Origin of the sequence: Hwanghaeella grinnelliae, from assembly GCF_004005845.1 — a bacterium.
Taxonomy (GTDB): domain Bacteria; phylum Pseudomonadota; class Alphaproteobacteria; order UBA8366; family Aestuariispiraceae; genus Hwanghaeella; species Hwanghaeella grinnelliae.
Map to the genome: position 1 here is coordinate 1,271,237 of NZ_SADE01000001.1, position 21,569 is coordinate 1,292,805.

18 protein-coding genes are annotated in these 21,569 nt (G+C 61.1%); 5 read left to right on the forward strand and 13 right to left on the reverse strand.

Translation table 11 applies throughout. The features are described from left to right. Nucleotides 1-168: 168 nt before the first annotated feature. The 4 genes from EOI86_RS05800 to EOI86_RS05815 form a co-directional block, all read right to left on the reverse strand. The gene (locus EOI86_RS05800) at nucleotides 169-558 is read right to left on the reverse strand and encodes a GcrA family cell cycle regulator (protein ID WP_127764154.1); all 390 of its coding nucleotides are present in this window, start codon (nucleotides 556-558) and stop codon (nucleotides 169-171) included. A gap of 310 nt (nucleotides 559-868) precedes the next feature. Further along, nucleotides 869-1,147, reverse strand: coding sequence for a hypothetical protein (locus tag EOI86_RS05805; RefSeq protein WP_205032075.1), 279 nt, complete (start codon nucleotides 1,145-1,147; stop codon nucleotides 869-871). Nucleotides 1,148-1,320: 173 nt separating this feature from the next. Then, nucleotides 1,321-1,665 (reverse strand): DUF2794 domain-containing protein, encoded by a 345-nt coding sequence (locus EOI86_RS05810; protein ID WP_127764155.1) that lies wholly within the window; start codon nucleotides 1,663-1,665, stop codon nucleotides 1,321-1,323. Between the two features lie 250 nt (nucleotides 1,666-1,915). Further along, nucleotides 1,916-2,344, reverse strand: a complete 429-nt coding sequence (locus EOI86_RS05815; protein WP_127764156.1) for a hypothetical protein — start codon at nucleotides 2,342-2,344, stop codon at nucleotides 1,916-1,918. Nucleotides 2,345-2,688: 344 nt separating this feature from the next. Between EOI86_RS05815 and EOI86_RS05820 the strand changes: the two genes are divergently transcribed. The 5 genes from EOI86_RS05820 to speB are packed head-to-tail and all read left to right on the forward strand — an operon-like array spanning nucleotide 2,689 to nucleotide 7,712. Beyond that, nucleotides 2,689-3,333 carry a tetratricopeptide repeat protein gene (locus EOI86_RS05820; RefSeq protein WP_161973712.1) on the forward strand — a complete coding sequence of 215 codons (645 nt, stop codon included), beginning with the start codon at nucleotides 2,689-2,691 and terminating at the stop codon, nucleotides 3,331-3,333. A gap of 18 nt (nucleotides 3,334-3,351) precedes the next feature. Next, a complete protein-coding gene (locus EOI86_RS05825) occupies nucleotides 3,352-4,713 on the forward strand; it encodes an outer membrane protein assembly factor BamB family protein (RefSeq protein ID WP_127764158.1) in 1,362 nt (453 codons plus the stop codon). A gap of 22 nt (nucleotides 4,714-4,735) precedes the next feature. Further along, nucleotides 4,736-6,238: a ribosome biogenesis GTPase Der gene (gene der / locus EOI86_RS05830; protein WP_127764159.1), complete on the forward strand. Its 1,503-nt coding sequence runs from the start codon at nucleotides 4,736-4,738 to the stop codon at nucleotides 6,236-6,238. A gap of 44 nt (nucleotides 6,239-6,282) precedes the next feature. Then, entirely contained in the window at nucleotides 6,283-6,696 is a 414-nt protein-coding gene (locus EOI86_RS05835) for a hypothetical protein (protein ID WP_127764160.1), read from the forward strand. Between the two features lie 50 nt (nucleotides 6,697-6,746). Continuing rightward, nucleotides 6,747-7,712: an agmatinase gene (speB, locus tag EOI86_RS05840; RefSeq protein ID WP_205032076.1), complete on the forward strand. Its 966-nt coding sequence runs from the start codon at nucleotides 6,747-6,749 to the stop codon at nucleotides 7,710-7,712. Between the two features lie 40 nt (nucleotides 7,713-7,752). Here the strand turns inward: speB and EOI86_RS05845 are convergent, their stop codons facing one another. The 9 genes from EOI86_RS05845 to plsY form a co-directional block, all read right to left on the reverse strand. Continuing rightward, a complete protein-coding gene (locus EOI86_RS05845) occupies nucleotides 7,753-9,804 on the reverse strand; it encodes a PAS domain S-box protein (protein ID WP_127764161.1) in 2,052 nt (683 codons plus the stop codon). 382 nt (nucleotides 9,805-10,186) lie between these two features. Continuing rightward, entirely contained in the window at nucleotides 10,187-10,354 is a 168-nt protein-coding gene (gene rpmG, locus EOI86_RS05850; protein WP_127764162.1) for a 50S ribosomal protein L33, read from the reverse strand. A 229-nt stretch (nucleotides 10,355-10,583) separates the two neighbouring features. Continuing rightward, nucleotides 10,584-11,342 carry an NUDIX hydrolase gene (locus EOI86_RS05855; RefSeq protein WP_127764163.1) on the reverse strand — a complete coding sequence of 253 codons (759 nt, stop codon included), beginning with the start codon at nucleotides 11,340-11,342 and terminating at the stop codon, nucleotides 10,584-10,586. A 94-nt stretch (nucleotides 11,343-11,436) separates the two neighbouring features. Continuing rightward, nucleotides 11,437-12,981 carry a S41 family peptidase gene (locus EOI86_RS05860; RefSeq protein ID WP_127764164.1) on the reverse strand — a complete coding sequence of 515 codons (1,545 nt, stop codon included), beginning with the start codon at nucleotides 12,979-12,981 and terminating at the stop codon, nucleotides 11,437-11,439. 122 nt (nucleotides 12,982-13,103) lie between these two features. Continuing rightward, on the reverse strand, nucleotides 13,104-15,434 hold the full coding sequence (gene rnr / locus EOI86_RS05865) for a ribonuclease R (RefSeq protein ID WP_127764165.1): 2,331 nt from the start codon (nucleotides 15,432-15,434) through the stop codon (nucleotides 13,104-13,106). A gap of 6 nt (nucleotides 15,435-15,440) precedes the next feature. After that, the gene (topA, locus tag EOI86_RS05870) at nucleotides 15,441-18,167 is read right to left on the reverse strand and encodes a type I DNA topoisomerase (protein WP_127764166.1); all 2,727 of its coding nucleotides are present in this window, start codon (nucleotides 18,165-18,167) and stop codon (nucleotides 15,441-15,443) included. Nucleotides 18,168-18,282: 115 nt separating this feature from the next. Continuing rightward, entirely contained in the window at nucleotides 18,283-19,320 is a 1,038-nt protein-coding gene (locus EOI86_RS05875; protein ID WP_161973713.1) for a DUF2336 domain-containing protein, read from the reverse strand. A gap of 428 nt (nucleotides 19,321-19,748) precedes the next feature. Next, on the reverse strand, nucleotides 19,749-20,888 hold the full coding sequence (dprA, locus tag EOI86_RS05880) for a DNA-processing protein DprA (RefSeq protein WP_127764168.1): 1,140 nt from the start codon (nucleotides 20,886-20,888) through the stop codon (nucleotides 19,749-19,751). A gap of 59 nt (nucleotides 20,889-20,947) precedes the next feature. Next, nucleotides 20,948-21,562 (reverse strand): glycerol-3-phosphate 1-O-acyltransferase PlsY, encoded by a 615-nt coding sequence (plsY, locus tag EOI86_RS05885; protein ID WP_127764169.1) that lies wholly within the window; start codon nucleotides 21,560-21,562, stop codon nucleotides 20,948-20,950. Between the last annotated feature and the right edge of the window lie 7 nt (nucleotides 21,563-21,569).

Here is a 21,569-nt window from a genome sequence, read left to right on the forward strand (position 1 = left end):
ATTGGATGCCGTGTGCACGTGACCGGGTTGTCGGGGGCCAATACGTTACACGCATGCGTAGTATGCGGCAGGTTACGCACAAAAAAAAGGGCGGCGCCGGCTTTCTTTGAGAAGGGGCCAGACGCCGCCGCAAATTCCGTTCCCAAAGATACAGGGGACGCCGCGCCTTTATGCGACGTTCTTGCTGGCTTCCTTGGTTACTTCCTTGCTCGCAGCCTTGTTGGAGTCTTCGCTACCGCTGCTGCTGCGGCGATACGCGACCGCGCAATGGGAATTGCAATAGGGTTTGCCCGGAGCGGCGGTCTCACCGCAAAAACGGAAATCGTCCTGGCCCGGATGGCCGATCGGCCATTGGCAAGTCCGTGCCATTTTGCTGAAATCGATTGGTGCTTCTTCGCGCTTTACCGGCTGCGGACGGGACGAAAGGCCCAACCGGTGCGCCTTGCCGATGACTGCGTTACGCGTAACACCGCCCAACCGCTCGGCAATCTGCCGCGCCGTATATCCGTTTTTCCACAGTCCCTTTAGGGTCTCGACCCGTTCTTCGGTCCATTCCATGACGCCTACCCCTATGGTTTTGATCTCTAAGGAAACGGTCTGGTTTTCCCATACCCACTATATATTAGGGTTGTCCCGATATATGGTGGTTTTTGTCTCCCCGTTGACAATATACAGCCAGCGGCACGCAAACAATATCATTATATGGCGTTTTTTATCCACACACCCCCAATATCTGGGGAAAAGTCTGTGGATGATTCGGAGCTTCTTGCTAGATATCAACGGCTTTAAGCCGATTCCAGCCAGGGCAAAAACTTTTCGAATTTTTTTGCGGATTGCGGCGCCGGATTTCGGGAACCCGGCGCGGTAGTCAGCTGTGCCGGGCGACTTGGCCGAGGGACGGCCAATCGGGGCGTGTGGCGACGTCCTTCGACCCGCAGCCGCTGCACCGCATATGCACGCCGATATCGGGTACCGGCAGGGCAGGGCCCAAGGACGCGGCCAATTGATGACTGTCCACCACCGCATTGTGGCCGCAACGGTTGCACCAGCAAAAAATGGCGATGCCCTTTGGCAGCAGATCCCCGATCCGTGTCGCGGTCAGCGTCTCGTCCCGTTTGGCCATGGCTTGATGTTTCATACGTCCCATCGCGAGCTCCATTTGATCACGATTTGTTCTCTTTAATAGCGTTCTGTTTTTGTTCTGTAAAGCGACAATTGATGCGATATCCGCGATGCGATGAGAGGGGGCGCGCGACGGAAAGCCTTAGAAAGTGAGTCCGAAGCGGTGCTTATTCCATTGATAAAAATGGGAAAGGCAGGTCAGCCGCGTTGAGGGACGAGGCGAAGCGGTTTGTCAAAAATCGCCAGCGCTTCGGTTAGCGACTTTGATTTGGCCAATATCCGCCGGCCGTTCAGAACAAGGTATTCGAACCCTTTGCCCGATGTGCGCTTGGCGACGGAGAAGACAGGCGTTTCGTAGCTGTGCCGGAAAATAGAGAAGATGGCGATCGGCCCGTGCTGGTCGACGGCATAGTCTTTCCATTCGCCCTGGGCCACCCGCATGGAATAGACGTTCAGAAGGGTCCGTAACTCAGTCCGGTCGAACCGGATGCGTTGTTTTTTGTTGCGGCGACGGTATTCCGAAAGATCGATCAGGTTGCTCATGCGGCAGCCTCCATCTTACTGCCGCGGCACTGTCGACTTTCCTCGGTCTTTCCTTCGCTTGCCGTCAACAGACATCCCCTTCCGTTGGACTTGTCCCGGTTGCTGCCGGGCCCGCAAAGCGCATCAGAACGGCGCGTAAATCAGTATAACGCGACGGCAACCGCATGGAAGACATTTGTTACGGAAATCTTACCTGCAGGGCAGGGCTGTCGGGGATCCTGCCCCGGCGCGTGGCAGGGGCTAGGGCGGGTTACGGCAGGGTGCCGCTGACTTGTTCCGCGCCGTCGCGATACGGATCGGGCTGGTCGTAGCAGTTGATCGTTCCCAGGGTCCGATAACAATAGACCGGGCGTTCGATCACGCGCTGTTCGGGGGCGCGGCACAACGGGCCCTTATCCATGGATTGCCGGATGGAATTACAGTCCAAACCGGTCACGGCATCGGCGATGAAGTCTGTGGGCAGCTTGTCGGAATTGATGACCGTCGAGGTGGCGGCGGTGAGAGCGAGGAAACCCGGTTCCGCGCCGCCGCAACCGGCAAGGGCTAGAATGGCGAGAACGGCCCCGATGCGGCCGGCCCCTGATCGGCGGAAACAAGATCGGCGGAAACAAGAACGACCAAACCGCGCTTGCCGCGGTTCTGCGGCAAGTCTGGATCCGAATAGGTTTTCTACCTGCATGGAAATCTCCGGCATAAAGCGAACGCCAATACTGCAAGCACAAATCATGCCATGGATCGCGCGGCGATGGTACGGCGTGGTGATCACAGGGCGAATACCCGGCGAATGCCCAGCGAATGCCCGGCCGTCGGGGGGCGCATCGCCGATCCGTGCGGGAAATCGGGCTTTTCTTGCCGGTTCGTCGTGCGGGAACGGTTGCCGCATCGGGTGCGACACCGTAAAGAATGCGCTTGGATTTGCCCGGCGGGGCGCGCCCGGTGTTTATCACGCCTTGGGCGGTGCGGTTTCCGCGGGCAAGTCGGGTTTGAAAACAGAAAATTTTGCCGTGAATACGGGGTCATAGCGTGTCGGAAATCTTTCGTGAAATTGATGAGGAACTGCGCCAGGACAAGCTGAAAGAGCAATGGGCGAAGTATGGCCGCTACGTTGTCGTGGTGGCGGTCCTCGTTGTCGGCGGCGTCGGTGGATACAAGGGCTGGCAGTACTATGAGCTGCAGCAGCGGGAAAAAGCGGCCGCGATGTATGCGGAAGCGATCGACCTTGCGGGCCAGAAGAACCTCTCGGAAGCCGCAGCCCGGCTGGGGCAGTTGGCGGATGTGGGCGGTACTGGTTACCGTATCGTCGGGACGCTGCAGCAGGCGGCACTTCTGGTGCAGGCCGGTGACCATCAGAACGCGGCGGTGATTTACGAAAAGCTCGCGGCGGATACCTCTATACCGGAATATTATCAGGAACTGGCGCTGATCCTGATGGCCATGCAACAGGCGGACGACGCGGACCCGCAGGCGCTGATCGACCGCATTTCGCCGCTTGCCGCGGACGGCAAGCCGTGGCGCAACACCGCGCGCGAATTGATGGCCAGCCTGTATCTGCGCCTGAACGATACCGGCGCCGCCCGTAAGGAACTGGCGGCGGTGGCGGACGATTTGGACGCGCCGGCGACGGCCCGCGCCCGCGCCGCCGAATTGCTGCAGACCCTGCCGGAATAAGGGGCGGGCACGCGGATCATGTCGCATAGGAATTTGTCTCAACGGAATCTATCCGGGGCCGGCCGGGTGGCGGGTGCCTTGCTGGCGCTTGCCCTGTTGGCCGGGTGCGGGCTTACCGACGAATGGTTCGGAGATCCCGAAGCGCCGCCGCTGCCGGGCCAGCGGATTTCCGTCATCATTGATTCCGGTGCCGTCGAACCCGATGCACGTCTTGCGGATCTGGATGTGCTGCTGCCGCCGCCATACCTTAACCAGGCTTGGCCGCAGGCCGGTGGCAATTCCAACCATGCGATGCACCACCTGAAGATCGCCGACGGTCTGTCGCGGGCGTGGAGTAGGGATTTCGGTGAAGGATCTGAAGGTGACCAGCGTATTCTGACCGGTCCGGTTTCGGCCAATGGGTTGGTCTTTACCATGGACCGCGATTTCGTCGTCCGCGCCTTTCGTCTGGATAACGGTGCGCCGGTGTGGACCTTCGACCCGGAAGTGCCCGAGGAAGACGAGGAAGCCTTCGGCGGCGGCCTTGCCTATGACGAAGGCAAGCTTTTCGCCAGTACTGGCTTTGCGCAGTTGATCGCGATCGATGCGGCACAAGGCACGGAACTTTGGCGGGCCAACTTGCCGGGGCCGATGCGGGCCGCGCCGACGGCGGGCAGCAATACGGTGGTGGCGATCACAATCGACAACCAGGCGACCGGCTTCAACGCGACGACAGGCGAACAAGCCTGGTCCCATTCCGGCTTCTCCGAAACGGCCGGTTTGCTGGGCGGCGCCAGTCCGGCGATCGAAGGCAATATGGTCGTCGTGCCCTATTCGTCCGGCGAGTTGTTCGCCTTGCGTTTGGGGACCGGACGTTCGATCTGGTCCGATACGCTGACCACGGTGCGCCGCGTCGATACCCTCTCGACGCTGGCCGATATCCGTGGCCTGCCGATCATCGACCGTGGGGTCGTCTACGCCGTCAGTCATGCGGGCCGGTCCATCGCGCTGGATGCGCGCACCGGCGGCCGTGTTTGGGACCAGCAAGTGGGCGGCCTGCAAAGTCCGTGGATCGCGGGTGAGTTCCTGTATCTGATCACCACGGAAGGCAATCTATTGTGCCTGACGCGCCGTGGCGGCCGGGTGAAATGGGTGTCCAGCCTGCCGATTTGGGAAGATCCCGAAGACCGGCAGGACCCGATATCCTGGGTCGGCCCGGTTCTGGCAGGTGATCGCTTGCTGCTGGCCAATAATTTGGGCGAAGTCTGGGCGATTTCCCCCTATAACGGAAAAGCCTTGGGTAAGATCGACGCCGGGTCGCCCATACGCGTGCCGCCGATTGTGGTGAACGGCACTGTCATCGTGCAAACCGAAGACGGTAACCTGCAGGCATATCGCTGAGCCCCGGCCTGGCATAGGAAAAATGACAGAATTCACCGTTGTTATCATCGGACGCCCCAATGTGGGCAAGTCGACGCTGTTCAATCGTCTGGTTGGCAAACGGCTGGCTATTGTCGACGACACGCCGGGCGTGACCCGCGACCGGCGGGAAGGAAGCGGCAAGATCAGCGATCTGCGTTTCCGCGTCATCGACACTGCCGGTCTGGAGGACGCCACCGATCATAGCCTTGAGGCGCGCATGCGCCGGCAGACGGAGATGGCCCTGGAAGAGGCGGACCTGGCCTTCTTCCTGATCGATGCGCGCGCCGGGGTGACGCCGCTGGACGAGCATTTCGCGGGTGTTCTGCGCAAGGCGAAAACGCCCGTGACCCTGCTCGCCAACAAGTGCGAGGGGCGGGCCGGGCAACCCGGATTGCACGAAGCTTTCAGGCTGGGCCTGGGTGAGCCTGTGCCGGTATCGGCCGAACATGGCGAGGGGATGAGCGACCTTTACGACGTCATCCGCGAAGCCAAGGAATTGTGGACCGGCGGCGACGAGTCCGGGGTGGAATCCGAAGAGGATTTCGAGGATCGGTTGGAAAAGTTCTTGGCCGAGAACGAGGACGGCGAGCTCGACGCCGAAGCCCTCGAAGCGGCTTTCGCGGCTGAAGCCGCGCCGCGCAAGATGAAGCTGACCATCGTCGGCCGGCCGAATGTCGGCAAGTCGACCTTGATCAACCGGTTGATCGATTCCGACCGGCTGCTGACCGGCCCGGAAGCCGGGATCACGCGTGATTCCATCGCGCTCGATTGGACCTGGAAGGGCCGGCCGATGGAATTGGTCGACACGGCGGGGCTCCGCAAACGCGCGCGGGTCAGCGAAAAGGTGGAACGGCTTTCAGCCGCCGATACCCAACGCGCGGTCCGCTTCTCACACGTGGTCATCCTGCTTCTGGATGCGGCGGACATGTTGGAAAAGCAGGATCTGACCATCGCCCGCCAGGTGCTGGAAGAAGGCAGGGCCCTGATCATCGCGGCGAATAAATGGGATGCCGTCGACGACCGCCAGGAAGCGCTACAGAAACTGCGCGACCGCATTCTGCGATCCCTGCCGCAGGCCAAGGGTGTCCCGGTCACGACCGTTTCCGCCCTGCGCGGACAGCGCGTCGATGCGCTGCTTGATATGGCCTTCGACGTTTACGATTTGTGGAATACGCGTGTTCCGACCAGCGCGCTGAACAATTGGCTGGCCGATAATGTAGAGGCGCATCCACCGCCCCTGGCCAACGGCCGGCGCATCAAGTTGCGTTATGTGACGCAGGCGAAAACCCGCCCGCCGACCTTCGTGCTCTTTGCCTCCGTCCCGGAATCCCTGCCGGACAGTTACCACCGCTATCTGATCAACAGCCTGCGGGAAACGTTCAATTTGCCCGGCATCCCCTTGCGCCTGTATGTGCGGCGAGGCAAAAATCCTTTTGCGACCGACGCTGCCAAGCGCGGCGGCAAGGGTGGTGGCAAAGGTGGCGGACGCCGCCGCGGTCATTGATCGCGGCCGTGTTTGAACGACTTAGTTTGAGCAAGAGGGGCGGAATGCCGAGTTTTCTATCATCAATGAAACAGGTGGCCCTGACGGCGGTCCTCCTCACCGGGCTTGCGGGCTGCAACACCGCGGGTCTTCTTCCGGGCGAGCCATCCCCCTACGATGGAATCTGGGCGGGCAGAGTCTTGTTCACCTACGGCGTGGCGAGTTGCCCGCGCCGCGGCGCCATAAAGGCGGAAATCCGCGGCGGCAATCTGGATGCGGAACTGCGCTGGTCGGACGGTACGGGCGATATGGACGGGTCGGTTCGCGAGGACGGAACGCTGTTCGGCAGCAGCATGTCCAGAAAAGGTTTCGACTTCGGTGAAGCGGAAGGCAAATTCGAGGAACGGACGGCCAAGGGAACGTTTTCCGGCAAGAAATGTCGGGGATCCTGGGAATTGCAAAAGGTCCGCAACCTTTGACGACCCTGGCGGGTTCGACGATTTAGGCGGTTTATTTGGGGGTTTGGTACATGAGCAAGGATAAGAAATTCAGACCGGTTTCGGGGACGGTTCTGCCGCGTTTCGCAGGCATTCCGACCTTTATGCGGCTGCCGCATGTCGCCGTTGAAGAGGCCGACGCTGTCGATATCGGTATCATCGGGGTGCCGTGGGACGGGGGCACGACCAACCGCGCCGGTGCCCGTCACGGTCCACGCCAGATGCGCGATCAGTCGACGATGATGCGGAATGTCCACCACGTCACCGGTATTCGCCCTTATGAACTCGCCAATTGCGCGGATCTCGGCGATACGTCGGTCAATCCGGTGGATTTGTTGGATACGCTGAAACGGGTGGAAGAATTCTATCAAGGCGTTCACGCCAAGGGCATCATGCCGTTGACCGCCGGGGGCGATCACCTGATCACCCTGCCGGTCATGCGCGCCATCGCGGACAAGTCGCGTCCGCTGGGCATGGTTCACTTCGATGCCCATACCGATACCTGGGACCGGTATTTCGGCGATTACGAATACACCCATGGCACCCCCTTCCGCCGCGCCATCGAGGAAGGTCTGCTCGACCCGAAACGGACGATCCAGATCGGCATCCGTGGCGGACTCTACACGCCGGAAGACAAGGATTGGGGACTGGAACAGGGCATCCGGGTGGTGGAGATCGAAGAATATTTCGACCTGGGGCCCGAGAAGGTCGGCCAATTGGCGCGCGAAGTGGTCGGCGACGGACCGGTCTATGTCAGCTTTGACGTCGACGGTTTGGACCCGGTCTACACGCCGGGGACCGGCACACCGGAAATCGGCGGGTATTCCACCCATGACGCTCAGAAGATGCTGCGCGCCTTGCGCGGCCTGGACATCGTCGGCGCGGATGTCGTCGAAGTGTCGCCGCCGTTCGATCCATCCGGCGCGACCGCGCTGGTCGGGGTAACGATGATGTGGGAATTGCTCTGCATGATGGCGGAGAAGGTGGCGGCGGAGTAGGCCCCTGTCACCACCGCCGTTTCCCAAGCGCCGGGTTCGGCTAGGCGGGGCCTGCGCGGTCGCTTTGCAGGGCGCAGGGCAGGGTGACCGTGATACGGGTCCATTCGCCTTCCGAGCTTTCGATTTTGAGTGAGCCGTCCATTTGCTCCGCCAAGCCACGCGAAATGGCCAGCCCGAGGCCCGTGCCGGGATTCGAGGAATCGTGAGCGGAACTCGCCTTCTGAAACGGCGTTCCCAGGCTGGGCAGGATATGCGCGGGAATGCCCCGCCCATTATCTTCCACGAATAGATCCACGGCGGACCCGACATCGGCGATGCGGGCCGAAACCGAAATAAAGCCGCCAATGGGCGTGAACTTGGCCGCGTTGGACAACAGGTTAAGCAGTATCTGATGAACCGAGCGCTGGTCGGCCGTCAATGCCGGCAGATCGGCCGGCAGGTCCGTCGCGACCGTCAGGCCGGCTTTCTGGATCATTGGGCGAATGGCATCGACGGCGTTGTTCACGGCCGTGTCGATCGCGACATCTTCAATCGTCAGATCAACGCGCCCGGCTTCGATCCGGGACAGATCCAATATCTCGTTGATGATGGACAGAAGATGTTGACCGCTGGTCCTGATGTCACCCGCATAGTGCCGGTATCGTTCCGCGCCGAGCGGGCCGAAGGTCTCGCTTTCCAGTAATTCGGCAAAGCCGATAATGGCGTTCAATGGCGTCCGCAATTCGTGGCTCATCGTGCCGAGGAACTGGGTCTTCGCCTTGTTGGCGTTTTCGGCCAATTCCAACTGTAAGGCCAGTTGTTGCGACAGGTCGCTCAATTCCCGATTCCGGCGGTCCACATCGGTCATGTCGCGAGCGATGGCTGTCACCAGCGATTGCGAGCCGATTTCCGAGTGACCCAGCCGGACCATGATGGGAAACAGGCTGCCGTCTCGGCGACGGCCCTGCAGCAGCCGCCAATCGCCCATGGTCCGGGCGATCCTTTCGTCTTTTTCCATATAGGCCATGGCCATGGCCGTGTGGGTGTTCCGTTGTTCTTCCGGAACCAGCAGGTTGATCGTTTGTCCGACAATTTCGTCCCGCGGCCAACCGAAGACCTTTTCAGCCGCGGCGTTGAAGGACTGAATCCGCAGTTCGGATCCGACAGTCAGGATGGCGTCCGGGGCGTTTTCGAGGACCATCGACTTCCAATGTTCGCGCTGACGGAAACGGTCCTCCAGTATCTTCTGTTCGGTTACATCGACGATCACGCCCCGCACCTGATCGGAATTTTCTTCCCGTCTGCGCCGGTCATCGACCGTGGTCAGGTGGCGCATCCATACGATGGTCCCGCGGCGGGAAATCATCCGATACTCGAATTCATGCTCCCGGCCGGCCAGCGCGGCCTTCTTGTGTTCCTCTACCGCGCGTTCCCGGTCCTCGGGGTGGATGTGATCTGCCCAAAAACTCGGTTTCGTCCATTCGGAAAGCGGGAATCCCAAAACGGATTCCGCGTAAGGGGAGACGAAGCTGAATGTCAGGTCCGGCGCCGTTGCTTCATACAGGATGACATTCGCCCCGGCGACGATCTTGGAAATGCGGTCTTCCGACCAATCCGTCCGTGTCGCCCGCGCACCCAGCCGGGTGGCATCCTGCAGAAAGGCGATCAGGTATAGGGGGGTTCCATCCTCGTCCGTGACGGCGGAGGCTTGGACATTGTTCAGGAAGCTTGTGCCGTCCTTGCGGTAGCACTGAAACGCGGCGGAGGTCGGCAGCCCTTGACCGATCTTCTCCTTGAAGTCGTGCCATTCAGGCTGGTCCAGATTTTCGCCCAACATGAAACCGCAGGGGCACCCAAGCGCGTCCTCGACGGCATAGCCCGTCAGTTCGGTGAATGCCGCGTTCACATAGATCAAAGGAATGGTCGGGCTGCGGTAGTCGGCAATCGCGACGCTTTGATTAAGCTTATCGAACAGCCCGGTCAGTTCATCGAGACTGGGCTGAGACCCGGCTGTGGCATTGGCCCGATCTGCTGCGGCGCGATGGTTCCGCAAACCGCCAAAGAAGCGGGATAGGCGCTGTAACGCGCTGTGAACTGCGTTCGGTCCAGCCATGGGTTCGGATTACTTTCCGCAATAAACGTCGACGGCGCGGCACCAGCCCGTCTTAGGTGTCGCTTCGCTTCGAAGCGTTTTTTGCAAGAAGGGAAGGACAGTTCGGTGACGCTAACTAGAAATGGTGAATGCATCCTTAATTTGTAGGAAATTTTACACAATTCGCCCAATAGGACGCCATAGATTCAAGGCAGGCAAAATCTGCCAAAATATGCCGAATTATTCAAACTAAAGAATGAGGTTTTTTGCGGTTTTTACTAAATCGACCAGAGGTTTCTGCATTTGTTGCCGAATGACGCACAACGCAAGATGGTTGGGGCGGAAACAACAAAGGGCCCCGGAAAGGGGCCCTTTGGAAACAACCGTATGGAAACGGTGTGTCTTACTTCATCTTCGATTCCTTGAAGACGACATGCTTGCGAACGACCGGGTCGTATTTCCGCATTTCGAGCTTCTCGGTCAGGTTCCGCGGGTTCTTCTTCGTGACATAGAAGAAGCCCGTATCGGCGGTGCTGACCATCTTCACCTGTAAAGTCGCCGGTTTGGCCATGGGATTACCCTTTCATTCCGCATCCCGGCTTGGGCCGCGCCCATCCAGGTTAATTCAAAATCATCCACACATGCTTGTCGACAAACCTAAAAGGGCCGATTCCTTCGGAAAGGGTTCAGAAGGCCCAGCGGCACGTCGGCATTTCATGAGTCCGGCGCGCAACTTAGGTATTTGTGGGGCGAAGTCAAGCGAAGGAATCCTTGAGGCCCAGGCGCTTGCCGGCCGGCACTCAGTCTTCTTCCGGCCATTTCAGTGTTTCCGGGTCGATTTGCGGCTGGTCGCCCGGTTTGTCCTCGGTCATGGCGAAGGCTCTGTTCCGTTGCGTGAAGCAGGGGATCGGCCTGTCGGACGGCTCAAAAGGCCCGCCATTGGGCGACCCCGCGCACCAGATGGCCAGCGCCCTGCACAATACGAAGCGGGTGATGTTGGCCATGGGATAGGTCGCGATGACCATTTCGGCCCGGTGCCAGGCGACGTCCTCCAACTCTCCCGTGGCGCGGGGCTTGCCGGAGACGTAGCGGCCCTCCGGCCCGGCATCGGCCAGGAAGAAACGGCTGTCGAAACGCATCGGTGATTCCCGCGGCGTCACGGCCCGGGCGATGAAGGCCATTCGTTCGGCGCCGGGCGTCACCCTTTCAGCCCGATAGGCATCCGCCGCAACGCATTTTCCCGTCTCGATAGTCCATTGGCTGTCCGGCGCCCCGAAAAAGACCTCAGCCTCCTCCCAGGCTTCCCGCAGGGCGGCCCAGACAAGGGCGCCCTGGCGCTCGGGCGCGGCATGCCGGGCCAGGGACTTCATGGTTTCGGGGTGCAGCGACAGCCCCTGTGAGACGGCGTCATCGGTGTCGTCGACGGTGCCGCCGGGAAAGACGTAATAGCCCGGCATGAAGCGCAGGTTTTCGTTCCGTCGGCCCATCAGCACTTCGGGTTTGTCAGGGGTACCTCGCAGCAGAACAAGGCTGGCCGCGTCGCGCGGTATTACGGGCATGGTTCGGCTCCAAATGCCAAAAGTGCGCGGGGACCGCGCAGTCTTTCGCGAAGGGATAATCGGCTGCCGGGGCGGCAGCAAGGGAAACAGCCTGTCACGTGGCGGGAGGCAATTCCAGGGTAATTGCCGTTTGATACAGGTCGGGGCTGCTCAGCAGGCGGATCCCGGTGGTCGTAGTCAGGTCGGGGCCTTCATCCGGCCGCCAAGGGCACAGTGTCGCCACATGTTCGCGGGCGGCGGCATCGTTCGGTCCGACGCGCCGGCGCAGCGACAGATTATGGATTGTTGTCGCAGGTTCCACGAGCAGAACATGCCTAAGAAGCGAATCGGGCGGGACCGATTGTTGCGAACAGATGGTCGGCATGACGCCCGCTTCATGCAGAACATAGCCGCTTGGCGCCAGAAGACGCGCCCATGTCAAAATCAATTCGCCGCCATTGGGCAGGTCCAGGACGGTTTGCACGGTGCCCTTCCCGAAAGATGACGACCCGATCGGGACGGCTCGTCCCTGGTCCTGCAAGGCGGCGGCCAGGACCTCCGCGGCGGATGCGGTCGCGCCGTCGATCAGAACGGCTACTGGCTTGCCCGCGGAAATATCCCCGGGTTCCGCCTCGAAATCCTGGAAGCTGCGGGGGTTGCGCCCATCCGTTCTGGAAATCGTGCCGCTGTGCAGGAACAGGTCGGCGACGTCGATGGCCTTGTCCAGCAGCCCCCCCGGATTGCCGCGCAGATCCAGGATATAGCCGGTAAGGTCTGTGCCCAGGGCCGCCTGTGCCTCGCTCACGGCTTCGGCCACACGCTTGGGCGTACGGTCGTTGAAAGCTGTGATGCGGATAATCGCCGCATTTCCTTTCGGCATGAAGAACACTGTGTTCGGCACGATATGGGTCCGCCCGACCGTCACGGTCAGCGGGTTCTGCAAACCGGCGCGGCTGATGCTCAGGACGACGGGCTTTTCCACCGGGCCGCGCAGCTTGCGAATGATCTGCCGAAGCGGCATGCCGCCAAGCGCGCGCCCATCGATGGTGATCAGGATATCGCCGCCATGTATGCCGGCGGCCTGGGCGGGATGGCCCGGTGTCACGGTTAGGACGCGCGCGCCAAGCGGGTGGGGCCCCACCGATACGCCGATGCCGCCGAAGCCTTGCCGCGATTCCCGGTTGGACTGTGCTTCGTCCGCGCCGGCATAGCGCGTGTAGCGATCGAGATGCCCGACCATCGACCCGAACATGATGCCGTAAAGCTTTTCATCGGGCGTGTCGCGCAAGGGAGCGGAAACCGAACGGGCAACCGTCAGGATGTTGTCGGCTTGTATGGCCCAAAGATCGAGTCGCTCTTCCGCCGGGATGTCAGTCCGGTAGACTTCTGAGTCGCGGTAGATCAGCAGGATGGCCCCTTCATCGGAATCGACGGAAAAGCCGGGATCGATCTCACGGATCGATTCGAGTGCCGACAGCGTCAGGCTTTCGGCGTCTTGGGGTTCGATGTAGTTGATTTCGATGGCAGACAGTATCGCACCGAACATTTCGGCGGTCAGGGACGGGGGGCCGTCATTCCGCAAATCCTGCCCGCCGGCGCAAGCCGCCAATGCGAGCATCAGGGCTGCCCCCAGCAGCCTTTTCGTCCCCCTAATAAACATCCGTCCCTCTTGATCGACCGACCACGCCCCCGGCCCGATACCCCATGATCGACGACCGTGTGCAAAGGGTGACGCCCCTTTGCCGGGGACGCAAGCGGCTAAGCGACCGCATCGCGATGATGTCAGCGTTTCGCTTTCCTGCCGGGACGGCCCTTGGATTTGCCGCCGCCCTTTCGGCCAGCCTTGCCACCGGCTTTACCACCGGGGCCGCCCCGGCGGTTGCCGAAGGCACCGCCACGGCCGGCGCGCGGGATGTTTTTCAGGATCTGTTTGGATGCCTCTTTCCCGCCGTCGATCACTTCGAAGACAAGGCCGCCGGTCAGGGCGTTCGCTTCTTTAAGGCGAACCGTCACACGGTCGCTCAAGGTGAAGGCAATGCCGTTTTCCCGGCCGACGAGGCAGTGATGAACCTCATCGTGATGGTAACGGTCCCAGGGCGACAAGGTGCTGATCGGCACTAGGCCGTCAGCGCCCGTCTCGTCCAGCGCGACGAACAGGCCGAAACGTGCGACACCTGAAATCCGCGCCGGGAACTCCGCGCCGACACGATCGCTGAGATAGGCGGTTACATACCGTTCCGTCGCCTCGCGCTCGGCTGTGGAGGCACGGCGCTCAGTGCCCGATATCGCATCGGCGATTTCATCGAATGTCTCGATTTCCTCCGTACCTATGCCGTCGTCACCCAGGTTGTAATCCGTGACGAGCGCCCGGTGGACAAGGACATCCGAATAGCGGCGGATGGGCGAGGTGAAGTGGCAGTACCGCCGCAGGGCCAGGCCGAAATGACCCATATTGTTGGACGAATAGACCGCCTGGGATTGGGACCGCAGCACGATGTCGGACACCAAGGGCCCTTTGCCGGCCTTTTCGGCCTGATCCAGGATACCGGTGAACATGCGCGGCTTCACGACCGCGCCCTTCGCCAGCTTGAACCCGAGGACGGCCAAGCTGTCCCTGAGCGCTTCCAGCTTGTCCAAGGGCGGCGGTTCATGGACGCGGTACATGATCGGGATCCGCGTCTGCGGCTGTTTCTTTTCCAAGGCTTCCGCGGCGGCGACATTGGCGCAGATCATGAATTCTTCGATCAGCTTGTGGCTGTCGAAACGCTGGCGCACGACGATTTCGGAGATCTTGCCGTCTTCTCCGATTTTGACCTGGCGTTCAGGCAGGTCCAGTTCCAGCGTGCCGCGCGCCTCACGGGCCCGGGACAGCGCATGGTAGGCTTGGTACAGCGGTTTCAGAACCGGATCCACCAGGGTATCGGTCGCGTCATCCGGCGTGCCGTCCATGGCGGCCTGGACCTGAGTATAGGTCAGGCGGGCAGCGGACCTCATCAGGGCACGGCTGAACCGATGGCGCAGTAACTGTCCGTCGGCATCGATGACCATGTGGCAGGCCATGCAAGCGCGGTCTTCGTTCGGGCGCAGCGAGCACAGATCGTTGGACAGACGTTCCGGCAGCATCGGCACGACCCGGTCCGGGAAATAGACCGAGTTGCCGCGTAGCCGCGCAGCTTTGTCGAGCGCGCTACCCGATTTCACGTAATGGGCGACATCGGCGATGGCGACGATCAGCTTGAAGCCGCCCGGGTTTTCCTTGTCCTCATCGGGCTGGGCCCAGACGGCGTCGTCGAAGTCGCGCGCATCCGCCCCGTCGATAGTGATCAGCGGAACGTCCCGCAAATCCTCGCGCTTGCCTAGTTCCACGGGTTTCAGCTTGTCCGTCTCGGCCAAGGCATTTTCGGGGAAGGCAACGGGAATACCGTTCTGGTGGATTGCGATCAGGCTGAAGGCCTTTGGATCGCTGAGATTGCCGACCCGCTCCACCACTTCGGCTTCGCGCGGCAGGTTCTCGAACCGTTTGGAACTGGGCGCGGGCAGGGGGCGGATCAGCACAAGGTCGCCGTCGCGGACTTCCTCAGGCACGGTATTCAGGGTGTATTCCCGGTCGATGCGCCGGTCCGTCGGCTTTACCCGCCAGCCTTTCGGGGTTCGGGACACAGCCCCCAGAATGTTCTCAGGCCCGGCGCGTAGGATGCGGATCGGTTGCGCCTCGTAGCGGCTATCGCCGATCCGCTTGAAGCGGGCCAGAAGCCGGTCGCCCGGTTTCGGCAGGCCTGTGGCCCGGCCGCCGGGCACGACAATGATCTCCGCCTCGATATCCGCGAGCGGGCCGACGGGTTTGGCGAAAAGCTCGCCATCGACACTGGCGTCTGAAACCATGACCACGCCGACTTCGGGCAAGGAACCCTTCGGGGCCATCTTCCGTTTCCGACCCTTGTCGATCGCACCGTCGCTTTCCAATTCCCGCAGCAGGGCTTTCAGCTCAATGCGTTGGGCACCTTTGATCTGGAAGGCGCGGGCGATTTCGCGTTTTCCGACGGGGGTCGGGCTGTCTTGGATGTAGTCCAGGATTTCCTGTTTTGTGGGAAGCCTGTTGGGGTCGTCGGTCACCTTGGATCAATCCGTCCCGGCGGCGGGTTTCTTTGCCGCGGCTTTTTTGGCACCCGCTTTTTTCGCGCCTGCTTTTTTGGCTTTCGCCTTCTTAGCCCCGGATTTCTTAGCGCCAGATTTCTTAGCGCCAGATTTCTTAGCGCCAGCCTTCTTCGCAGACGCCTTTTTCACTGGCCCACCCTTGGCGGCCTGTTTCGCGGCCTTCTCGGCCAGCAGGCGAACGGCTTCTTCCAGGCTGACGCTTTCCGGTTCCACATCGCGCGGAATGGAGGCGTAGAGCTTGCCGTGTTTCACATAGGGACCGAAACGCCCGGCCCCCTGGGTGATCGCCTTGCCGTCGTCCGGGTGTTCGCCCAACGAGCGTGTGGCGCGGGCCTTACCCTTTTCGCCTGCTTGGGCGATGACCTCGACGGCGCGGTTCATGCCGATCGACAGAACATCGTCATCCGCCGGTATCGAGACATAGCTGCTGCCATGTTTCAGGAACGGACCGAACCGGCCGACGCCTGCGGTGATCATTGCGCCGCTTTCCGGATGCGTCCCGATTTCGCGCGGCAGGGCCAGCAGGCGAAGGGCAAGGGCAAGGTCCACATCCGCCGCGGACATCCCTTTCAATAGGGACGCGCGCTTCGGTTTCGGTGGTGCCTTCTTGCCCTTTTCCTTCGGCAATTGTTCGCCGACCTGAACATAAAGGCCATAGGGACCTTTCCGCAGGCTGACGTCTTCGCCGGTCTCAGGGTAGGGACCCAGAACTTTCGGATAATTCGCGTCTTCTCCGTCTTCCGACCCGTCCTCGCCCAATTGGCGCGTATACCGGCAATTGGGATAGTTCGAGCAGGCGATGAAAGCGCCGTGGCGACCGAAGTTCAGGCTCAACCGGCCGCCGTCGCAGGCCGGGCAAACGCGGGCGGCTTCGGTGCTGCCGTTTTCGTCCGCCGGGAAGAAGTGGGGGCCAAGCTCGCGGTCGATCGTGTCTCTGACCTCGACACCGGTCAGTTCCTTGGTGTGTTCGGCGATCTTGTAGAAATTGTCCCAGAAGTCCCGCAGGACCTGCTGCCAGTTGCGCCGCCCATCCGACACATCGTCCAATTGTTCTTCCAGATCGGCGGTGAAGCCGTATTCGAAATACCGGTCGAAGAAGCTGGACAGGAAGGCAGTGACGAGGCGTCCCCGGTCTTCCGGCACAAAACGCCGGCTTTCAAGCAGCACATAGTTACGGTCCTGAAGGACTTTTAGAATGGAAGCATAGGTGGACGGTCGCCCAATTCCCAATTCCTCCATCTTCTTCACCAGGCTCGCCTCGGAATAGCGGGGCGGGGGCTGGGTGAAGTGCTGTTCCGGAATGACGTCCTTGAGGGACGGGGTTTCGCCCTCGGTCATGTTGGGAAGGCGCCGATCATCGTCGTCCGACCCGTCGCCCTGCTGGCGGTCGTCGACATCCTCGAAATACAGTTTCAGGAAGCCGTCGAATTTGATCACCGACCCGTTGGCCCGGAAGGTCGCCGCCCCGTTGGCGCTGTCGATATCCACGGCGACGCGGTCGATCACAGCACTTTCCATCTGTGAGGCCATGGTCCGTTTCCAGACCAATTCGTAAAGACGGGCCTGATCCTTATCCAGATATCGGGCGACGTCTTCCGGCTTACGGAACAAATCCGTCGGGCGAATCGCTTCGTGCGCTTCCTGGGCGTTCTTGGCTTTGGTGCGATAGACGCGCGGGGAGTCGGGCAGATAATTGTCGCCAAAGATTTTCTCAATGGCGCGCCGGCTGCCGGCGATTGCCTCGCCGCTCAAACTTGTGCTGTCGGTCCGCATATAGGTGATCAGGCCGACGGTTTCGCCGCCCAGTTCGATCCCTTCATACAGCCGCTGAGCCACGCTCATCGTTCGGCTGGCGCCCATGCCGAGCTTGCGGCTGGCTTCCTGCTGCAGCGTAGAGGTGGTGAAGGGCGGGGCCGGGTTCCGCTTCTGCGTCTTGCGCTCGACCTTGGTGACCGAATAGGGCTGGCCCTCGGCCATTGAAACAGCGCGCTTGGCGGCGGCTTCGTCGCCCAGGTCGAAACGGTCCAGCTTTTTGCCGTCCAGATGCGTCAGGCGGGCCTTGAAGGCATCGCCGGCCGCGGTCGCCATCAAGGCGTCGACGGACCAGTATTCCTGCGGCCGGAAGGCTTCGATTTCCGCTTCACGCTCGCAGATCAGCCGTAGCGCGACGGATTGCACACGGCCGGCGGACCGGGCGCCGGGCAGTTTGCGCCACAAAACGGGCGACAGGGTAAAGCCGACCAGATAGTCCAGCGCACGCCGCGCTAAATAGGCGTCGATCAAGGCCTGGTCCAGATCACGCGGATGGCTGACCGCCTCGGTCACCGCCTTCTTGGTGATTTCGTGGAAGACGACGCGGCTGACATCCATGCCGTCGATCACATTGCGGCGGGCCAACTCGTCCTTCACATGCCAGGAAATGGCTTCTCCCTCGCGATCCGGGTCAGTTGCGAGATAGAGATGTTTCGCGCCTTTGACCGCTTTGGCGATCGCGTCCAGCTGCTTCTTGCCGCGGACGTCGACTTCCCACCGCATGGCAAAGTCTTGATCTGGATCGACGGACCCATCCTTCGCCGGAAGGTCGCGAACGTGACCAAAACTGGCGAGAACCTCGAAACCGTCGCCGAGGTATTTATTGATGGTTTTGGCCTTCGCCGGTGATTCGACGACGACTACGCTTTTATCCGCCATGTAAGTGACCAGGCTCCCGATTGCTCTGTACAGGACGCGAGGTACTGGCACGGTAGCTCGGTTGCCGTCAACTGCTCAAAGAAGTCTCTAATGTCGCAAGAGGGCGGTATCGACGTCAGTGTTTCGTCGCGCCAGCGGAGATGCACCAAGCGTTCACAGTGGTCCGGGCTTGGTCTTTCGTCAATGCTTCGAAGGCCTCGATCGCGCCGTTGATCTGATTATTCGCACGCATTTCCTTCATTGACCTGTGGCCCAGCACTTCGGGCATGACGGTCATGTATTGATTCGAGTCCATCCCAAAGGCGCGGCAAATGATACCAAGGGATTCGGCGCCGGTCCGCGTCAGCATTTTGCGCGTTTCAACTTCCGTCTTGCCGATCACAGCGCCCACCGCTTCGACGAATCCTTCCTCACCTTGCCCTTCAAGGGCGCCGATCAGGCGCTGGGCATGGTCGCGGCCCTTCTCGTCGTACCAGTCGATCCCGGCGTCTTCCGCTTCCAGCGCGGCATCGACGGCGTCGGATACGGCGTCGGCAACGATGACCGTGTCTAGATCGTAGTTGCGTCCGATATAGTCGCGCAGCGCGTCGCCGACCCAGGCATACATCCGTTTGGCGACGGCCGGCGGCAGATCGCGGCGCTGAAGCAGAGGCGCCTGAAGGTCTGCGTCGTGAACTGAAAGGCGAACCGTCTCGCCGATGCCCCAGGGCGTCATCTCGGCCGACAGGTTGCGCAAAAGGTTGATCAAAACTTCGGTATTGGCGGTGGAGACCAGCTTGTCGCTGACCGCACCGGTCAGGCCCGGCCGTTTGGCGACCGCCATTTGATGGGCCGCGCCGTTGTTGTCGATGATCGCGATGAGGTGGTCGTCTTCCAACTGGGCCGAATGCACCAGGATCGGATAGGCGACATTGATGACGTCGTTCGCCAGGAAGTCGAGAAGGTCTTGGGGAACATCGACCCGTTCCGCCAGATAGTCCGCGATATAGCGCCGTATCTGGACTTCGACTTGATCGATCAGTTTTCGCAGAATGTCGAAGGTGAGGGAGAGTTCTTCTTCGTTCAGGTCGGCGCGTGAATCCAGGCACATCTTTGCGATGGATGCGGCTAGCCCGCCTTTGCCATCAACTGCGCGTTGATGTGCAAGTTTCAACAACCTTTCGTAAGACGCGGAACCCACCATTTGATTTGTACTAACCGCTCCATCCGGCTTCCCCAGCCCGGACTCTGTCTTAGCTTTTTTGTTACCCGTGTCGCCTGATATCAAACTCGACATTTCAGACACCCCAACACAGCTGGGTAACAGCTGGTTAAACCATTCAGGATTGGGTGCGCTGACGCACTGACGGCAGGAAAAATGCGCGCCGGGTCATGCCCGACAAAGATGCTCCCTGACAACACCATGGTTCAGGTCACCACAACCTTCACCCGTGCTCCGTCTCCCCCAAACCTGATCCGCAATTGTCTGCGTGAATTGTAAACTAACTGTTAACAGACACAGCTTGTTTGAACGACGGTTAACATACCTGCGCAGGAAGAACTAGCTAAAATGTGCTACAGGAGTCTGTATTTACGTGATTATTAGCGGGATATGAATCCACCGGGATGGCGGGAGAGCCTGCCGGCCAGCTCCATTTCCAGCAAAACGGCGTTAACCAACGGTGCGGGAAGGCGCAATTCCCTGATCAGGGCATCGACGGCGACCGGTGTGCTGCTCAATCCGTGTTCGACGCGCTCATGAATCACCGCGATCGTCCCGTCATCGGGTTCGCTTGGTATCGCCGCCGGCGGATCGGAAAAACCCGTCGCCGGACCGAAGGGTAGGCCGACGGCGTTTGAAGGGGGAAGGTCCTGCAGCACATCGTCAACAATTTGAATCAGGGTCGCGCCGTCGCGGATCAAGTCGTTGCAGCCGGCACCGCGCACATCCATCGGCGCGGATGGGGCGGCAAAGACCGATCGGCCCTGTTCCGCCGCCCGACGCGCGGTAATCAACGAGCCTGATTTGCGCTTCGCCTCGATCACCACGACAGCCAGCGACAATCCGGAAATGATCCGGTTGCGGCGCGGGAAGTGACGGGCCAGCGGCTGCATGCCGGGCGGCATTTCCGAGATCACCGCGCCTTTCTCGATCAAGGAGCGATAAAGGCCGTCGTTTTCCGGCGGAAAGACAATATCGACGCCTCCCGCCAGGACGGCGATGGTGCCGGTTTCCAACGATCCTTCATGGGACGCTGTATCGATGCCGCGGGCCATGCCCGATGCAATGGCATAGCCGGCCCGGCCGATATCAGCGGCCAGCTTGCGGGCGAAGCCCTTGCCGGCGACCGAAGCGTTCCGGCCCCCGACCATGCCGATACAGTCCCGTCCGACCAGATCCGGATTGCCGAGCAGATAGAAAAATGGGGGGGCATCGTCGATCGCGGCGAGTGGCAACGGATAGCCCGCCGCGCCGAAATGCAGGTCCCGCGCGCCGAGCTTTTCCGCGGCTTCACGTTCCTGGTCGACCACGTCAGCAGCAGCGATCCGCAAGGCCTTGGCCCGACCGCCGCGCCGGGCCAGGTCCGGCAAGGCGAGCAGCGCTTCCTGACCCGACCCGAAGCGGCGCAGCAATTGCCGGAAGGTGACCGGGCCGACATTCTCCGTCCTGGCCAGGCGAAACCGGGCATGGCGTTCCTGCTCGGTCAAAGGGGAAGGGGTTTTTGTCGCCGCGTCGCTCATCCCCAATCCTCAACCGGGCGGGGAATCGAGTCAACGTAAAGGCGCTTTCGGGAAAAGAATCAACCTTTGCGTTTAAAGCTGATTTTCGATTCCTCGCCGGCGATGAGGCGGCCGATATTCTGGTGATGCCGTATCCAGCCTAGGGCGGCGAGCACCGCACTGGCGACCGTGATGTCGGTCAGTCCCAAGGCCCAGGCGATTAAGGGCGCGGCCAAACCGGCGGTGAGCGCGGCTGCGGAGGAATAGCGGGTCACGACGGCTACCAGCAGCCAGACCAGGCCGGCCCCCAAGGCGACCAGCGGCGCGATCGCGATCAGCACGCCGAAGGTGGTGGCGACACCCTTGCCGCCTTTGAAGCGAAGCCAGATGGGGAAGTTGTGGCCGAAAACCGCGGCCACGCCCGCCAGGATGCCCACGGTCGGCCCGGCCAACATCATGGCGATAACGACCGCGATAGCGCCCTTGCCGCTGTCCAGTACCAGGGTAGCGGCAGCCAGGGGTTTATTGCCGGTCCGCAGCACATTCGTCGCGCCGATACTGCCGGAGCCGATGTCGCGGATATCGCCCAGCCCGGCCAATCGCGTCAGCACAAGGCCGAAGGGAATGGAGCCGAACAGATAGCCCCCGGCAATCGCCAGGGCTGCAATCTCGATCGGGGGAAAACTACCGTCCACTGTAACG

Excerpts from the sequence above, each read along its gene's own strand:
- EOI86_RS05800 (WP_127764154.1), bottom strand. The coding sequence starts at position 558 with ATGGAATGGACCGAAGAACGGGTCGAGACCCTAAAGGGACTGTGGAAA.
- EOI86_RS05805 (WP_205032075.1), bottom strand. The coding sequence starts at position 1,147 with ATGGGACGTATGAAACATCAAGCCATGGCCAAACGGGACGAGACGCTG.
- EOI86_RS05810 (WP_127764155.1), bottom strand. The coding sequence starts at position 1,665 with ATGAGCAACCTGATCGATCTTTCGGAATACCGTCGCCGCAACAAAAAA.
- EOI86_RS05815 (WP_127764156.1), bottom strand. The coding sequence starts at position 2,344 with ATGCAGGTAGAAAACCTATTCGGATCCAGACTTGCCGCAGAACCGCGG.
- EOI86_RS05825 (WP_127764158.1), top strand. The coding sequence starts at position 3,352 with ATGTCGCATAGGAATTTGTCTCAACGGAATCTATCCGGGGCCGGCCGG.
- der (WP_127764159.1), top strand. The coding sequence starts at position 4,736 with ATGACAGAATTCACCGTTGTTATCATCGGACGCCCCAATGTGGGCAAG.
- EOI86_RS05835 (WP_127764160.1), top strand. The coding sequence starts at position 6,283 with ATGCCGAGTTTTCTATCATCAATGAAACAGGTGGCCCTGACGGCGGTC.
- speB (WP_205032076.1), top strand. The coding sequence starts at position 6,747 with ATGAGCAAGGATAAGAAATTCAGACCGGTTTCGGGGACGGTTCTGCCG.
- EOI86_RS05845 (WP_127764161.1), bottom strand. The coding sequence starts at position 9,804 with ATGGCTGGACCGAACGCAGTTCACAGCGCGTTACAGCGCCTATCCCGC.
- rpmG (WP_127764162.1), bottom strand. The coding sequence starts at position 10,354 with ATGGCCAAACCGGCGACTTTACAGGTGAAGATGGTCAGCACCGCCGAT.
- EOI86_RS05855 (WP_127764163.1), bottom strand. The coding sequence starts at position 11,342 with ATGCCCGTAATACCGCGCGACGCGGCCAGCCTTGTTCTGCTGCGAGGT.
- EOI86_RS05860 (WP_127764164.1), bottom strand. The coding sequence starts at position 12,981 with ATGTTTATTAGGGGGACGAAAAGGCTGCTGGGGGCAGCCCTGATGCTC.
- topA (WP_127764166.1), bottom strand. The coding sequence starts at position 18,167 with ATGGCGGATAAAAGCGTAGTCGTCGTCGAATCACCGGCGAAGGCCAAA.
- dprA (WP_127764168.1), bottom strand. The coding sequence starts at position 20,888 with ATGAGCGACGCGGCGACAAAAACCCCTTCCCCTTTGACCGAGCAGGAA.